Genomic DNA, 15112 nt, shown 5'->3' on the forward strand with positions numbered 1-15112 from the left:
ACCGGCGCCCTACCCTCGACCGCATGACCGGCAAGCCCCTCGTCGCCATCCTCAGCGGTGCCGGCGTCTCCACCGACTCCGGCATTCCCGACTACCGCGGTCCGAACGGGCTGTGGCGGCGCGACCCGGAGGCCGAGAAGCTCGTCACGTACGAGTACTACATGGGCGATCCGGAGATCAGGCGGCGCTCCTGGCGGATGCGGCGCGACAGCGCGGCGCTGCACGCCGAGCCGAACGCGGCGCACCGTGCGGTGGCCGAGCTGGAGCGGCGCGGGGTGCCGGTCCGCGTGATCACGCAGAACGTGGACGGCCTGCACCAGCTCGCCGGGGTCTCCGCCCGCAAGGTCCTCGAGCTGCACGGCACCGCGCGCGCCTACGTGTGCACCGGCTGCCGGGCCCGGGGACCGATGGCGGACGCCCTCGCCCGGATCGACGCCGGTGAGGACGACCCGCCGTGTCTGGAGTGCGGCGGCGTCCTGAAGTCGGCGACCGTGATGTTCGGCGAGCCCCTCGACCCTGAGGTGCTGGGCGAGGCGGTCGCCATCAGCAAGGCGTGCCAGGTGTTCGTCGCCGTCGGCACCAGCCTCCAGGTGCAGCCCGCCGCCGGACTGGCCGGCGTGGCCGTGGACCACGGGGCCCGGCTGGTCGTCGTCAACGCCGAGCCGACCCCGTACGACGAGCTGGCCGACGAGGTCGTCCGGGAGCCGATCGGCACCGCCCTGCCCGAGCTGCTGCGCGGGCTGGGCTGAGCCGCAGGGGCCGCAAGGACGGTCGGAACAGGGTGTCGGCGAGGCGGTCGACCTGGTCGACGTCCGAGGCCCAGCAGTACAGCACGATCTCGTCGGCGCCGATGCCCCGGAAGGCGTCGACGGCCGGCCGGCCGTTCCAGGGCGGCCGGGGCGGAGCCGCCGAACAGCACCCGCGGTCCGCCCGGCGTCAAGGGACTGGGCCCGACGGGGCCGATGTCCCGGCCGTGGGGCTCACCGTTCGAGAGAGCGTGGTCTTCGAAGTCCGGTGAGCGTAACGGGCCCCGCGGCGCGCGGGCGACGCGTTTCCGCCGGGACACGTGCCTAGAACAACGGCTCCGGTCCCGCCGCTCCCCGTTCGAAGTCCAGCAGCCGCTGCTTGCGTTCCAGGCCGCCGCCGTAGCCGGTGAGGTCGCCGCTCGCGCCGACGACGCGGTGGCAGGGGACGATGATGCCGATCGGGTTGCGGCCGTTGGCGAGGCCCACGGCACGGGAGGCGGCCGGGTTGCCGAGGGCCGCCGCGAGTTCGCCGTAGGTGCGGGTCTCGCCGTACGGGATCTTCCGGAGCTGGTCCCAGACCGTGCGCTGGAAGGGGGTGCCGTTCAGGCGCAGGCCGAGGGTGAAGTCCTTGAGTTCGCCGGTGAAGTAGGCCTCCAGTTGCTCCTCGGTCTCGGCGAAGGGGCGTTCGTCGCGGGCGCCGAAGGTCTCCTCCGGCGGGCGGTGGCGCTGGTCGGTCATGTAGAGGCCGCACAGGGCGCCGTCCTCGGCGACGAGGGTGAGCGCGCCGTAGGGGCTGTCGATCACGGTGTGCTGTTTCACGGGCTTCGCTCCGGCTCCTCGAACGGGCTCATACGGGCAGGAAGTTGATCGGGTGGTCGTCGGTCGCCCACAGGTACTGGACGGCGTACGCCCGCCAGGGCCGCCAGGCCGCCGCGCGGGCGGTGAGCGCGGCCGGGGTGGAGGGCAGGCCCAGTTCTCCGGCGGCGCGGCGGATGCCGAGGTCGGTGGGGAGGAAGGCGTCGGGGTCGCCGAGGGCGCGCATGGCGATGACGTCGGCGGTCCAGGGGCCGAAGCCCGGCAGGTCGAGGAGCCGGGCGCGGGTCTCGGCCCAGTCGCTCTCGACGCCCAGGTTGACCGAGCCGTCGGCCAGGTGGGCGACCAGGGTGGTGAAGGTGGCGCGGCGGGTCCTGGGCATCGCCAGGGTCTCCGGGTCCACCGCCGCCAGCGCCTCGGTGGACGGGAAGAGGTGGGTCAGGCCGCCCTCGGGGTCGTCCACCGGTTCGCCGTGCGCGGTGACCAGGCGGGCGGCGTGGGTGCGGGCGGCGGCGGTGGAGACCTGCTGGCCGAGCACGGCCCGTACGGCGAACTCCGCCTCGTCCACCGTGCGGGGCACCCGCCGGCCGGGGGCCTTGTCGACGAGCGGCGCGAGCAGCGGGTCGGCGCGCAGTTGGTCGTCGATCGCCGTCGGGTCGGCGTCCAGGTCGAGCAGGCGTCGGCAGCGGCTGATGGCGACGGTCAGGTCGCGCGGGTCGCTGAGGGTGAGGCGGCAGGCGATGTGGTCGGGGTTGGGGGTGAGGGCCACGATGCCGTGACCGTGCGGGAGGCGCAGCGTGCGCCGGTACGCGCCGTCCCGCCACTCCTCCACGCCGGGTACGGCGGTGGCGGCGAGGTGGCCGAAGAGGTTGTCGGGGTTGAGCGGGGTGCGGAACGGGAGGCGCAGGGACAGGGCGCCGCCGGGGGTGGTGCGGGCCGGGCGGTTCCTGGGGGCCCGGGTGCGCAGTTCGCTCGGGGAGAGCGCGTAGACCGCGCGGACCGTGTCGTTGAAGGTGCGGACGGAGGAGAAGCCGGCCGCGAAGGCGATGTCCGCCATGGGCAGCGGGGTGGTCTCGATCAGCAGCCGGGCCGTCTGCGCGCGCTGCGCGCGGGCGAGGGCGAGGGGGCCCGCGCCCAGTTCGGCGAGGAGCTGGCGTTCGATCTGCCGGGTGCTGTAGCCGAGGCGGGCGGCCAGGCCGGGAACTCCCTCGCGGTCCACGACGCCGTCGGCGATCAGCCGCACGGCGCGGGCGGTGAGGTCGGCGCGCAGGTTCCACTCGGGTGAGCCGGGGCTGGTGTCCGGGCGGCAGCGTTTGCACGCCCGGAAACCGGCCTGCTGGCAGGCCGCCGCGCTCGGGTAGAAGGTCATGTTCGCGGGCTTGGGGGACACCACCGGGCAGCTGGGCCGGCAGTAGATGCGGGTCGTCAGGACGGCGGTGAAGAACCAGCCGTCGAAGCGCGCGTCCTTCGACCGGACGGCGCGCACGCAGCGCTCGGTGTCGGTGTGCATTCCCGTCTGCATGCGTCCAGGATGGCCCCCGGGGCGGGTGCGGGCTGGCGGGAATCCGACATGGACGTGCCCGGTGCTGGGGCCTCGCGGATCACTCCGGGCGCCATGCCGACTCGCGCAGCAGCCGCAGGCCGTTCAGGCCGACCAGCACGGTCGAGCCCTCGTGGCCCGCGACACCGAGCGGCAGCGGGAGGTGGCCGATCAGGTCCCACAGGACGAGGACGGTGATGAAGACACCGGCGACGGCCAGGTTCTGGACGACCAGCCGGCGTGCGCGCCGGGAGAGCCGTACGACGGCGGGTACGGCCGTCAGTTCGTCGCGCACGACGACCGCGTCGGCGGTCTCCAGGGCGAGGTCGGAGCCGGCCTGGCCCATGGCGACGCCGGCGTGCGCGGCGGCCAGCGCGGGGGCGTCGTTGACGCCGTCGCCGACGAAGAGCACCTTGCGCCCGGCCCGCTCCCGCTCCCGTACGGCCTCGACCTTGTCCTCGGGCAGCAGGGCGGCGCGGACGTCGGTGAGGCCGGTCGCGTCGGCCACGCGGGCGGCGGCATCCGCGTGGTCGCCGGTCAGCAGGGTGGGGGCGGTGCCGGTGAGGCCGGTGAGGGCGGCGGTGGCCTGGGCTGCGTCGGTGCGGAGGCGGTCGGTGAGGGCGAGGGTGCCCAGGAGGGTGCCGTCGCGGGTGACGCGGACGGTGGTCTCGGCGCCCTCGGGGATCTCCGCGCGGCCGACGTGCACCGTGCGGCCGTCGATCACGGCCGTCACCCCGCGGCCGGGAGCCGCCGTGAAGTCGTCCGCGGGCGCGATGCGCAGTCCCCGGGCGCGGGCGGCGGCCACGATCGCGCGGGCCAGCGGGTGTTCGCTGGGGTGCTCGGCCGCGGCGGCCACGGCGAGGAGCCCGTCTTCGTCGAGGCCGGTTCCGGGCAGCGGGCGTACGGCCGTCACCTCGGGGGCGCCCTCGGTGAGGGTGCCGGTCTTGTCGAGGGCGGCGGTGTCGATCTCGCCGAGGCGTTCCATGGCGACCGCCGACTTGACCAGGACGCCGTGCCGGCCGGCGTTGGCGATGGCCGAGAGCAGGGGCGGCATCGTGGCGAGGACGACCGCGCACGGCGAGGCGACGATCATGAAGGTCATGGCGCGCAGCAGGGCGTGGGTGAGATCGGCGCCGAAGGCGAGGGGGACGCCGAAGACCGCGAGGGTGGCGGCGACCACGCCGACCGAGTAGCGCTGCTCGATCTTCTCGATGAACAGCTGGGTCGGCGCCTTGGTGCGGGACGCCTCCTCGACCAGGGTGACGATGCGGGCGATGACGGAGTCGGCCGGGTCCCGTCCGACGCGGACGCGCAGGGCGCCGGTGCCGTTGAGGGTGCCGGCGAAGACGTCGTCGCCGGGGCGCTTGAGGGCGGGCAGGGACTCGCCGGTGATGGTGGCCTGGTCGACCTCGCCGGTGCCCTCGGCGACCGTGCCGTCGGCGCCGATCCGCTCCCCGGGCCGGACCAGGACCAGATCGCCGACGGCGAGTTCGGCGGTCGGGACGGTCTCCTCGCCGCCGTCCCGCACGCGGGTCGCGGTGGTGGGCGCGAGGTCGAGCAGGCCGCGCACGGAGTCGGCGGTGCGGGCGGTGGCCAGGGCCTCCAGGGCGCCGGAGGTGGCGAAGATGACGATGAGCAGGGCGCCGTCGAGGATCTGCCCGATGGCGGCCGCGCCGAGCGCTGCGACGATCATCAGCAGGTCGACGTCGAGGGTCTTCTCGCGCAGCGCCCGCAGGCCTTCCAGCGCCGGCTCCCAGCCGCCGGCGGCGTAGGCGACCACGTACAGCGGACCGTACGTCCAGGCGGGCGCGCCGCCGAGGTCGAGAGGCAGGGCCAGGAGGAAGGCGACGAGGGACACGAGCGCCCAGCGGGCCTCGGGCAGGGCGAGGACACGGGTGCGGCGGCGGCGTGGCGCCGGGGCGGAGGGGGCGTCCGCCGGAGCGGGGGCGAGGGTGGTGGACACGGGGCACACCATACAGGAACACATGAAGACTAATTCATTCGTTCATCTGTTCATGTGTCTCGGGAGTCCCCCGGTGGCCCTCCGGTGGTCCTCCGATGGCCCTCCGGGCGATGCGTAAGATGACCGCATGGGTCACGGAGCCGCCACCACCGCGCAGAACGCCGCCGAGCGGGTGCGCCTGGACGCGGACAACGTCGCGAAGGTCGCCACGACTCTCCAGGCCCTGTCCACCCCGTCCCGGTTGCTGATCCTGGCCAGGCTGCGCGAAGGCCCGCTGCCCGCCACCGAGTTGGCGGCGGAGGTCGGCATGGAGCAGTCGGCCTGCTCGCACCAGCTGCGGCTGCTGCGCAACCTGGGCCTGGTGGTCGGCGAGCGCAAGGGCCGTTCGGTGGTGTACGCCCTGCACGACGACCATGTCGCCGAGCTGCTCGACCAGGCCGTGTTCCACGTGGAGCACCTGCGGCTGGGGATCAGCGACGCGGCGCGGTGAGCAACCCCCGCATGGTCTCGGCCGCGCGCACGGCGGCATCCGCGCAGCAGTTGTTGAACAGGACGTGCAGCTCGTCCGACAGCCGGGCCGCGCGCCGCAGGCCGGGCACCCGGGCGGCGAGTTCGCTCACGTCGTAGTCGTACCGGAAGCGTTCCTCCTTGCCGCCCCTCCCCCACGCCTGGCTGCGTCCGTGGAACCGCACGACGGCGAGGGCGGGCCGGGTGACCGGCGCGACGGGCGGCAGGGAACCGGGCAGGCCCTGCGCCATGTCGGTGCCGACGGCCGAAGCCTGCAGGGTGGAGAGCAGGGCGTGGGTGGTGTCCGCCTGCTCGGGCGCCCACCAGCCCGGGTGCCGGAACTCCACCGCGAGCGGCCAGCCCTCCGCTCGCCGGGCGCACGCGTCGAGGGCCGCCTCCGCCCAGGAGCCGGGTGCGAACCACGGCGGGAACTGGAACAGCACGGCGCCCAGCCGCCCGGCCCCGCGCAGCGGATCGACCGCCTCGGCGAACCTCCCCCACACCTCGTCCAGCAGCCCGTCGTCCGCCTGGCCTCGTCCGAGCCGCCCCTGTGCGGTGCCGCGCAGGTCGGCCGGCAGAGCCTCCGCGCGGGTGGGGTGGCCGGTCAGCAGGGAGAAGGCCTTGACGTCGAAGCGGAAGCCCTCCGGCGTGCGCTCCACCCACAGCTCGCTGTTGCGGCGGCTGGGCAACGCGTAGTACCCGGCGTCCACTTCGACGACGGGCAGCCGCGACGCGTAGTGCCGCAGCCGCCCCTCGGCGTCCCGCTGTCCTCGTGGATACCAGCCGCTGGCAACGAGTTGCCGGTCCGTCCACGAACAGGCGCCCACCAGAATCCCACCCATGGGAGCCCGGAGTACCCCGGGCTCCCCTGTTCATCCCCGGGTCACTCCGTCGCCGTCGGCCGCCGCGAGGCCCGCGTGGCGTCACGGACGTCGGTGAGCGGGCGCAGCCGATAGGTGTACGCGTAGTCCCGGTCGGCGAAGAGCTTGAACTCGTCGTGGGTGTGCGCGCCCCAGCTGTTGTCGCCGCCCACGCCCATCTGACGGTGGTTCAGGCGCAGGACGACCTCGTCCCTCGGGGTGAGCTGGTAGTCGTGCCGCACGCCGGCCGACAGATCCTCCGGCGTGAAGTACGAGGCGTTGGCCTCCAGGAGGGGTTCGCCGGACACGAGCAGACCGGCTCCGTGGCGGTCGGTGAGGGCGATCCAGCGGACGTCGGTCTTGTTGCCGTTCTCCTGCGGGCGGATGTACGGGGTCCACTGCTCGGCGACGGTCCCGGAGTACCGGCCGACGTCCGTGCCGTCGTTGCGGTCCCAGTGGTTCTCCTCGGGACCGCGGCCGTACCAGTGCACGCGGTCCAGGCGGCGCGGCAGGAAGAGCATCGTGCCGACCTCGGGAATGTACGGCAGGTTCGCGGCGCCCGGGTGCAGGGTGTTGTCGACCTTGATCTCACCGTTGCCGAACACCGTGTAGGTGGTGCTGTACGTGGACTCCACCGAGGTGGGCAGCGTGCCGGTGACCTTGATCTCGACGGCCCGGTCGCCGAGCGCGCGCACGGCGACGTCGGTCACCTTCCGGCGGGCGCCGGCGTCGCGCCAGGTCTGGTTGCGGGTGTGCTGGCCGTTGCCCTTGTCGTTGTCGGTGGGCGCGCGCCAGAAGTTGGGCACGGGCCCGGAGGTGATCAGGCGGGTGCCTTTCGCCTCGTAGGAGGTGATGGTGCCGGTGCGCTTGTCGACGGTGACCGAGAAGCCCTTGCCGGTGACCCCGACCTCCTTGTCGCGGTCCTCGTGGCGCAGGGCCGGGACGCTCTCCAGGCGTGCCGGGACGGGGGCGGGGGCGCCGGTCTCGACGGGGAGCTGCTGCCGGGCCACCTCGAAGCCCGCCTTCGCCCAGGGGGTGGACTCCTTGGTGGTGAAGGAGAGTTCGAGGAAGTACTCGGCGCCCGGGTCCGGGTCGTGCGGCAGGCGTACGGGGACGGTGATGTCCTTCTCCGACCGCGGTGCCACGTCCAGCTGGTCCCGGTTCAGCTTCCCGCGCTGTACGACCTCGCCGTCGGCGACGAGTTCCCAGCGGCCGTCGAACTCGCGGAGGTGGGTGAACAGGTACTCGTTGGTGAGGGTGACCGCGCCGGGTCCGCCACCGGGAGTGCGGGCGGCGTTGACCGCCTGGTAGACGCGCTTGACCTCGGCGGCCTTGCCGGTGTGGCCGCGGTCGGCGGTGACGATGCCGTCCGCGGCGAAGGCGCCGTCGTTGGGGTTGTCGCCCCAGTCGCCGCCGTAGGCGAGGAACGTCTTGTCCCGGGGCCGCCTCGTCGAGGTCTTCACCGTGGCCGCGTCGAACCAGAACCGCACGCCGTCGTCACCGGGACCGCGGCCGTCGGAGGCCAGTTCGGCGGCGCCGAGAGCGCGGGCGTAGACACGGGCGCGGCGGACTGTGCCGCTGAACTCCCGTACCTGGTTGTCGGCGTCGGTGGCGAGCGCGAGGGGTGCGGTGTTGCTGCTGGGGCGCCGGTCGGTGGTGCGGGTGGCCCGCTCGACACCGTCGACGTACAGGGTCAGGGTCCCGGCGTCCGCGTCGAAGACGCCCGCGAGGTGGTGCTCGCGGCCGGTCCAGTCGTCGGGCACGTTCCAGTTCGCGGTGATCCACTGGCCTTCGGAGTGGATGAAGAACTCCAGTGTCCGGCCGTTCTGCTTCAGCGCGTACTGGGTGTCGCCCTTGGCGAGGATCGGCTGGTGGTAGCCCGTCACGTGCGGGGTGACCCAGGCCTCCAGGGTCAGTGAGCCGGTGAGGTCGAGGCTGTCGTCGCGTTCGAAGACGGTGATGCCGGACAGGCCCTTGTCCCGGTCGAGGGTGCCGCGGGTGGCGAGGATCTCGCCGCGCAGCCCGGCCGGTCCGGCCTCGGTGAGCACGGTGCGGGCGGGGACGGGCGTGTAGAGGGACTGGTCCACGAAGTCCCAGATCCAGCCGCCCTGGAGCACGTCGTGGGCGCGCACGACGTCCCAGTACTTCTTGAAGTTGCCCGTCGAGTTCCCCATCGAGTGGGCGTACTCGATCATGACGTACGGCCGGGTGTCGGAGGTGTCCTTCGCGCGCTGCTCGACGCGCTGCGGGCTGTCGTACATCTCCGAGCGGATGTCGCTGATGCCGGGGCGGTCGTCGCCCTCGTACTGGATGACGCGGGTGTCGTCGTAGGAGCGGATCCAGTCGTGCATGGCGGTGAAGGTGGAGCCGCCGCCCGCCTCGTTGCCCAGCGACCAGATGACGACCGAGGCGTGGTTCTTGTCCCGGTGCACCATGTTCTGGGCGCGGGCCACGCAGGCGGCGGTCCAGTCGGGGTGGTCGCCGGGGTACTCGTCGCGGATGCCGTGGGTCTCCAGGTTGGTCTCGTCGACGAGGTAGAGGCCGTACTCGTCGGCCAGCTCCAGCCAGTACGGGTTGTTGGGGTAGTGCGAGGTGCGGACGCTGTTCATGTTCATCCGCTTGATGATCTTGATGTCCTCGACCATGTCCTCGCGGGTGAGCGCGGTGCCGCGGGACGGGTGCATCTCGTGGCGGTTGGTGCCGCGGAAGGACACCGGCTGGCCGTTGATCCGCATCAGCCCGTCCTTGAGCGCGAACTCGCGGAAGCCCACCCGGTGGGACACGGTCTCGGTCACCTTGCCCGCCGGGTCCCGCAGGCGCAGTACGGCCGTGTAGAGGTTCGGGTGCTCGGCCGACCAGAGCCTGGGCTTCGGTACGGCCTTGGCGGCCCGTACGGTGACGTCCTCGCCGGCGCGGGCCTCGCCGACGTCGACGGGCTGCTGGAGCGGCCGGGACCAGACCGCGTGGCCGCGCGCGTCGTACAGCTGGGTCTCGACGGTGTAGCGCCCGGTGCCGCCCTCGCCGTACGCCCGCACGCTCGCGGTGACGGCGAGTTCGGCACCGGTGTAGGTGTCGTCGAGCGGGGTGTCCAGCTTGAAGTCGCGCAGGTGCACGGCCGGGGTGGAGTAGAGGTGGACCGAGCGGAAGATGCCGCTCAGCCGGATCATGTCCTGGTCCTCCATCCAGTCGCCGTCGGAGTACCGGTAGACCTCGACGGCGATCTGGTTGGTGCCGGGCTTGAGGTGGTCGGTGACGTCGTACTCGGACGGGGTGCAGGAGTCCTCGTCGTAGCCCACCAGTTCGCCGTTGATCCACACGTAGTGCGCGGACTTGACGCCCTCGAAGTGGAGGAAGGTGCGGCGGCCCTTCCAGTCGCGGGGGACGGTGAAGGTCCGCCGGTACTGGCCGACCGGGTTGTAGCGGGTCGGCGCGGCGGGCGGCTGCGGGTCCTCGCCGAGGCCGTTGGGGCCCCAGTACGGGTAGGTGATGTTCAGGTAGATGGGGAAGTCGTGGCCGTGCAGCTGCCACACGGACGGGACCGGGATGGTCTCCCAGTCCCCGTCGTCCACGTCGGTGCGGTGGAAGTCCGCGTCCCGGTCCTCGGGGCGGTCGGCGTAGGCGAACTTCCAGGTGCCGTCCAGGCTCAGCCGGTAGGGCGAGCGGGTGCGGTCGCCGGCGAGCGCCTGCTCGACGTCCGCGTAGGGCGTGAGCGTGGCGTGCGGTGGTTCGGTGCCGAGCCGGAAGACACCGAAGTCGTTCCACTCCGGGGGCTCGTCGGCCGCCGCTCTCCGTCCGGCCGCGTGCGCGGCGACGGGCGACGCGGAGAGGGCGAGCGCACCGAGGACGGCGGCCCCGCCCTCGAGGAGGCGGCGGCGGCTGACGATCCGGCGGGGCGGACTGGCCGGGGACTGGGCGGGTGACACGGGCGAGTGCGGCATGACCGTGGCCTTCCGTGGGGTTCGGGGGCGGCTCAACGCACGGTGCTTCGACAACAGTTGACGGTGGGGCGGATATCAACTGCCGGTGACGCGGTGACTACTGGATCAGGGTCACCCTAGGACTCGAACAGAACCGAATCAATTATCCCGTCGGAGTTTGTTTGTTCCTGGTGGGCAGGCCGCGTCTCCAGGGGCGGCCGGTCACGGGACCTGGGCCCTGGGGGCACCCAGAACTGCCCCCAGGGCCCCTGACGGGGACTCGGTCACCACGTAACGTCTCCGCGTGAGCCTGTGGACTTCCCTGGAGCCCGCGTCCGCGACTGTGGACCCCGGCAGCAGTACGCGTGTGCGCCTGCGGGTACGTAATACCGGTGACGTGGTGGACGAGTACCGGTTCGAACCCGTCGGGGACACAGCCCCCTGGACGACGGTCGAGCCGCAGACGCTGCGCCTGTACCCGGGCACGACCGGCACCGTGGAGCTGACGTTCGCCCCGCCGCGCACGCCGGACGCGGTGGCGGGTCCGAACCCGTACGCCGTGCGGATCACGCCGACGGAGCATCCTGACGCGGTGACCGTCCCGGAGGGCAACCTCACGATCACGGCGTTCACCGAAGTACGCGCCGAGCTGGTGCCCCCGACGGTGAAGGGGCGGTTCCGGGGCCGGCCCCGGCTGGCGGTGGACAACCTCGGCAACACGAAGGTGACGGCGTCGGTCGCGGGCAGCGACACCGGCGACCATCTGTCGTACGAGGTCCGGCCGTCGAACGTACAGATCGAGCCGGGCCGTGCGGCGTTCGTGGAGACCACGCTGAAGCCGAAGCAGGTCATCTGGTTCGGTTCGAAGGAGGAGCGGCCGTACAAGCTGGCGGTACGGCGCTCCGGGGTCGATCCGACCGAGGTCGAGGGCACCTACGTGCAGCGCGGCTTCCTGCCCCGCTGGCTGGCGACGTTCCTGGGCATCGCGGTGGCGTTGACCGTCGCGTTCGTGATGATCTGGATCGCGTACAAGCCGCAGGTCCGCACCAGCGCCACCGAGCAGACCCAGCAGGCGGGCGCCGCACTGGCCCCCAGCCCCAGTGTCACCCCAGAGGCCCTGCCCAGCACCGCCGAGTCCGCTCCCGCGGCGGAGCCGCAGGTGCAGGAGCCGGCCACGCGGGAGTCGCAGGACGACGGGGGTGACGGCGGCGGCGAGGAGGCGCCGGCGCCCAGGAAGTCCGAGAAGGAGACGTCGGGCGGGGGCGACAAGGAGAAGCCGGACGTCGAGGCCTCGGAGACCGTCGCCCCCGGCACGACCATCTACGGCCACGCCTCGGACCGCTGCATCGAGGTGGCGGGCCACAAGTGGAGGGACGGTGCGCCGCTGCAGATCGCGGACTGCAACGGCAAGAACTGGCAGAAGTGGGACTTCCGTCCCGACGGCACGATCCGGTCGCTGGGCCTGTGCATGGACGCGGCCTGGGGCGGCACGGCCGACGGAACGGTGGTCCAGGTGGCCGTGTGCAGCGGCAACCCGGCACAGCAGTTCATCCTGGCCGAGCCCCGGGACCTGGTCAACGTGCAGGCCAACAAGTGCGTGGACGTCGTCGACGAGAAGACCGGCAACGGTGCCAGGCTCCAGCTCCGGGAGTGCAACGGCCACGACAACCAGAAGTGGAGCACCCGCTGACGTACCCGCCGGATCGGGGCGCACGCGCGGCGAGCCCCGGTCGGGCGGCGTCAGTTCGCCTCCGCCGCGGACTTCGGACGTCGGCTCAGGTAAAACTGCACCGCAGTGCGACGAACAGCGCTTGAATGGGCGCGATCACACAAGGTTCGGCTCAGGGGGATACACCGTGCGCAAGTCGTACTACGCGGCACACGTCTACATGATCGTGGGAGTCCTTTCGGGACTGTTCTACCGAGAGTTCACGAAGATCGAGGACTTCCAGGGCGACACCCAACTGGCACTCATGCACACCCATTTGCTGGCTCTGGGCATGCTCGTCTTCCTGATCGTTCTCGTCCTGGACAAGGTCTTCCAGCTCTCCGGGACGAAGCTGTTCACCGCGTTCTTCTGGTTCTACAACGCCGGCCTGGCGATCTCGACCGTGATGATGGGTGTCCACGGGATCCTGACCGTGCTCGGCCGCGACGAGGACCACATCTCCGAAGCGGTGCCGCTGACGGCCGGCTTCGGTCACATCGTGCTGACCGTCGGCCTGGTCCTGCTCTTCATCCTGCTCGGCCAGCGCGTCAACGAGCATGTACAGCGTCCCGCGGCCAAGAGCGAGCAGGAGGAGACCGCAGCCGTGTGAGGGGCCCCAGGCGGGCGGCTCCGCTGGACGACCGGCCCTGCCCGTCCTGGCGGTCGCGCTTCAAGAACGTTGTGCTTCAGGAACGTTGAGCTTCAAGAACGACGTGCCCAGAAACAGCCGCCCGGGCGGAGCCACCCGGCGATCTTCAGCAGCAGGGGCGGCCGCTCAACCGACTGGTACTTCCTCTCGGCGCCGTACGCCTCGTCGTAACGCAGGGAGTTGGCGTCGTAACGACGTCGGACCAGGTCCTTCGGATCTGTGATGTCCACCTTCGAGACGTTGGCCAGTGATCCCGGCCAGGGCGAACGAATACTCCGGCAGCTCGGCTGCCGCGCTGGGGGGGGGCGCGTCAGGCCGGGCGCCGGGGCAGTCGGACCACCTGCACGAAGAAGTCGTCGATCTGGCGGACCGCGGCGATGAACTGGTCCAGGTCGACGGGCTTGGTGACGTAGGCGTTCGCGTGCAGCTTGTAGCTGCGGAGGATGTCCTCTTCGGCGGACGAGGTGGTGAGCACGACCACGGGGATGTCGCTCAGGTCCTGGTCGGACTTGATCTTCTCCAGCACCTGGCGCCCGTCGTACTTGGGCAGGTTGAGGTCGAGCAGGATGAGGTCGGGGCGCGGGGCCTGGGCGTGCCGGCCGCGTCGGTAGAGGAAGTCGAGGGCCTCCTCGCCGTCCCGCACGACGTGCAGGGTGTTGCCGATCTTGTTGTCCTCGAACGCCTCGCGCGTCATCAGCTCGTCGCCCGGGTCGTCCTCGACGAGGAGTACGTCGATGGGGGTGGCGTCATAGGTTGTCATGACAGGGTCTTTTCCTCGGTGTGGGAGTCGGTGCCGTCGACGGTGTCGCCACCGGAGGGCAGGGTGAAGCAGATGCGCGTTCCACCGGTGTGGCCGCTGTCGATCCGGATGTGGCCGCCGTGGTGTTCGACGATCTTCTTGCACAGGGCCAGCCCGATGCCGGTGCCCCCGTAGGCGTCCCGGCCGTGCAGCCGCTGGAAGATGACGAAGACCTTCTCCGCGAACTCCTCGGGAATGCCGATGCCGTTGTCGGTGACGCACAGCCGCCAGGTACCAGGGCTGTCCGCTTCCTCTTCACAGGTGATCCGGACATCCGGGGTGCGGTCCGGGTGACGGAACTTGACGGCGTTGCCGACCAGGTTCTGCCAGACCATGCCCAACAGCACCGGGTCGCCGACCACCTTGGGAAGCCGCTCCGGACGTTCGACGTGTGCGCCGGACTCCGTGATGGCCGTGTCCAGGTTGGCCAGGGCCTTGGTGAGGATCTGGTCGAGGTCGACCTCCACACGGGCGTCGTTGAGGCGCCCGACGCGCGAGAAGGTGAGCAGGTCGTTGATGAGTACCTGCATGCGCTTGGCCCCGTCGACAGCGAAGTCGATGTACTGCCGGCCGCGGTCGTCGAGCTTGTCGCTGTACCGCTTCTCCAGCAGCTGGCAGAAGGAGGCCACCTTGCGCAGCGGCTCCTGCAAGTCGTGCGAGGCGACGTAGGCGAACTGCTCCAGTTCGGCGTTGGAACGGCGCAGCTCCGCCGCCTGGGCGTCCAGGTCGGCGGTCTGCCGGGTGAGCATGTCCTGCTGGCGGTAGGAGGCGTCGAGCTCGGCGACGATCCGCTGCCGCATGCCCTCGACGGCTCCCGCCACCGCCGCGAGGTCGGCGGGCCCCTCACCGACGATCACGTGGTCGAAGTCACCGCCGCTCACCCGGCGGGAGGAAGCGCTGAGGGCCTGGACCGGGCGGGCCACCAGCACCCGGACGAGGATCGCGAGGACCACACCGGCCAGCAGGAAGACGCCCACCATGGCACCGAGGATCACGTTGCGGTCGGTACGGGCCTCGGCCAGGTTCTCCTTGCCGTCCGCCACGGCCTCGGCAAGGTTCGCGTTCTGGGTCTCCCAGACACTGCGGATCTCGTCGAACGCCTTCTTCCCCCGCTCCGCGGTGCTCCGGGCAGTTCCCCGGGACGACTCGCCGGAGGTCACGTCGGCCACGAGCGGTTCGGCGTAGGTGCGCCGCCAGTCGGCCGCTTGGTGCTCCACTGCCTCCAGGTCCGCGAGCAGCCGCGGCTGGTCGCCTATCAGCTCACGCAGCCGCGCCGCGGCACGAGCCTCGTCCGCCTTGCCCTGCGTGTAGGGGGCGAGGAACTGGCTGTCGGCGGCAATGGCGTAACCGCGCGCCCCGGTCTCCTGGTCGACCAGTGCCGCCTGCAGTCTGTACGTCTCGGTCCCAGCCGGCTGCAGGCGGTCGGTCAACCGGTCGGTGACGTCCGACGTCTCCTCCAGCAGCCGGGCGCCGACGACGCTGCCGCCGACGACCATGAGCACCATCAGCGCCAGGACCACCTGGAACCAGCCCTGCACCGTCAGCCGACGGTCAATCCGCCGGCCGCCCGTCTTGTCACCCACCGTGTTCTCCGACACCGTTCTCGTCCG

At 71.7% G+C, this 15112-nt stretch carries 12 protein-coding genes and 1 pseudogene; 4 read left to right on the forward strand and 9 right to left on the reverse strand.

The window, feature by feature from the left end:
- Positions 1-23 precede the first annotated feature (23 nt).
- Complete coding sequence (locus ABS735_RS24800; RefSeq protein WP_373900359.1) at positions 24-749, forward strand: SIR2 family NAD-dependent protein deacylase; 726 nt, start codon at positions 24-26, stop codon at positions 747-749.
- Here the strand turns inward: ABS735_RS24800 and ABS735_RS24805 are convergent.
- From ABS735_RS24805 to ABS735_RS24820, 4 genes and pseudogenes are all read right to left on the reverse strand, one after another.
- Positions 652-988: pseudogene (locus ABS735_RS24805) on the reverse strand (hypothetical protein); the annotation flags it as partial. The gene ABS735_RS24800 and the pseudogene ABS735_RS24805 overlap by 98 nt on opposite strands.
- Positions 989-1070: 82 nt before the next feature.
- The gene (locus tag ABS735_RS24810; RefSeq protein WP_373900358.1) at positions 1071-1565 is read right to left on the reverse strand and encodes a methylated-DNA--[protein]-cysteine S-methyltransferase; all 495 of its coding nucleotides are present in this window, start codon (positions 1563-1565) and stop codon (positions 1071-1073) included.
- A 28-nt stretch (positions 1566-1593) separates the two neighbouring features.
- A complete protein-coding gene (locus tag ABS735_RS24815; RefSeq protein WP_373901252.1) occupies positions 1594-3069 on the reverse strand; it encodes an AlkA N-terminal domain-containing protein in 1476 nt (491 codons plus the stop codon).
- A 91-nt stretch (positions 3070-3160) separates the two neighbouring features.
- Complete coding sequence (locus ABS735_RS24820; RefSeq protein ID WP_373901251.1) at positions 3161-5074, reverse strand: heavy metal translocating P-type ATPase; 1914 nt, start codon at positions 5072-5074, stop codon at positions 3161-3163.
- 115 nt (positions 5075-5189) lie between these two features.
- Between ABS735_RS24820 and ABS735_RS24825 the strand changes: the two genes are divergently transcribed.
- The gene (locus ABS735_RS24825) at positions 5190-5552 is read left to right on the forward strand and encodes an ArsR/SmtB family transcription factor (RefSeq protein ID WP_373900357.1); all 363 of its coding nucleotides are present in this window, start codon (positions 5190-5192) and stop codon (positions 5550-5552) included.
- Here ABS735_RS24825 and ABS735_RS24830 read toward each other — a convergent pair.
- Both ABS735_RS24830 and ABS735_RS24835 read right to left on the reverse strand, forming a co-directional pair.
- Positions 5533-6411, reverse strand: a complete 879-nt coding sequence (locus tag ABS735_RS24830; protein ID WP_373900356.1) for a DUF72 domain-containing protein — start codon at positions 6409-6411, stop codon at positions 5533-5535. The two genes, ABS735_RS24825 and ABS735_RS24830, sit on opposite strands and share 20 nt — an antisense overlap.
- 41 nt (positions 6412-6452) lie before the next feature.
- Positions 6453-10367 (reverse strand): glycoside hydrolase family 2 TIM barrel-domain containing protein, encoded by a 3915-nt coding sequence (locus ABS735_RS24835; protein WP_373900355.1) that lies wholly within the window; start codon positions 10365-10367, stop codon positions 6453-6455.
- Between the two features lie 283 nt (positions 10368-10650).
- Between ABS735_RS24835 and ABS735_RS24840 the strand changes: the two genes are divergently transcribed.
- Both ABS735_RS24840 and ABS735_RS24845 read left to right on the forward strand, forming a co-directional pair.
- Positions 10651-12036, forward strand: coding sequence for a ricin-type beta-trefoil lectin domain protein (locus ABS735_RS24840; RefSeq protein ID WP_373900354.1), 1386 nt, complete (start codon positions 10651-10653; stop codon positions 12034-12036).
- Between the two features lie 166 nt (positions 12037-12202).
- Positions 12203-12664 (forward strand): DUF2871 domain-containing protein, encoded by a 462-nt coding sequence (locus ABS735_RS24845; protein ID WP_373900353.1) that lies wholly within the window; start codon positions 12203-12205, stop codon positions 12662-12664.
- A gap of 92 nt (positions 12665-12756) precedes the next feature.
- Here ABS735_RS24845 and ABS735_RS24850 read toward each other — a convergent pair whose 3' ends face one another.
- The 3 genes from ABS735_RS24850 to ABS735_RS24860 form a co-directional block, all read right to left on the reverse strand.
- Positions 12757-12933 carry a hypothetical protein gene (locus ABS735_RS24850; RefSeq protein WP_373900352.1) on the reverse strand — a complete coding sequence of 59 codons (177 nt, stop codon included), beginning with the start codon at positions 12931-12933 and terminating at the stop codon, positions 12757-12759.
- Between the two features lie 80 nt (positions 12934-13013).
- A complete protein-coding gene (locus ABS735_RS24855) occupies positions 13014-13463 on the reverse strand; it encodes a response regulator (protein ID WP_373900351.1) in 450 nt (149 codons plus the stop codon).
- A complete protein-coding gene (locus tag ABS735_RS24860) occupies positions 13460-15058 on the reverse strand; it encodes a sensor histidine kinase (RefSeq protein WP_373901250.1) in 1599 nt (532 codons plus the stop codon). Before ABS735_RS24860 ends, ABS735_RS24855 begins: the two co-directional genes overlap by 4 nt.
- Positions 15059-15112 lie beyond the last annotated feature (54 nt).

It is taken from the genome of Streptomyces sp. MMCC 100, assembly GCF_041538145.2.
In the GTDB taxonomy this organism is placed as follows: Bacteria; Actinomycetota; Actinomycetes; order Streptomycetales; family Streptomycetaceae; genus Streptomyces.

Excerpts from the sequence above, each read along its gene's own strand:
- ABS735_RS24800 (WP_373900359.1), top strand. The coding sequence starts at position 24 with ATGACCGGCAAGCCCCTCGTCGCCATCCTCAGCGGTGCCGGCGTCTCC.
- ABS735_RS24815 (WP_373901252.1), bottom strand. The coding sequence starts at position 3,069 with ATGCACACCGACACCGAGCGCTGCGTGCGCGCCGTCCGGTCGAAGGAC.
- ABS735_RS24820 (WP_373901251.1), bottom strand. The coding sequence starts at position 5,074 with ATGGTGTGCCCCGTGTCCACCACCCTCGCCCCCGCTCCGGCGGACGCC.
- ABS735_RS24825 (WP_373900357.1), top strand. The coding sequence starts at position 5,190 with ATGGGTCACGGAGCCGCCACCACCGCGCAGAACGCCGCCGAGCGGGTG.
- ABS735_RS24830 (WP_373900356.1), bottom strand. The coding sequence starts at position 6,411 with ATGGGTGGGATTCTGGTGGGCGCCTGTTCGTGGACGGACCGGCAACTC.
- ABS735_RS24835 (WP_373900355.1), bottom strand. The coding sequence starts at position 10,367 with ATGCCGCACTCGCCCGTGTCACCCGCCCAGTCCCCGGCCAGTCCGCCC.
- ABS735_RS24855 (WP_373900351.1), bottom strand. The coding sequence starts at position 13,463 with ATGACAACCTATGACGCCACCCCCATCGACGTACTCCTCGTCGAGGAC.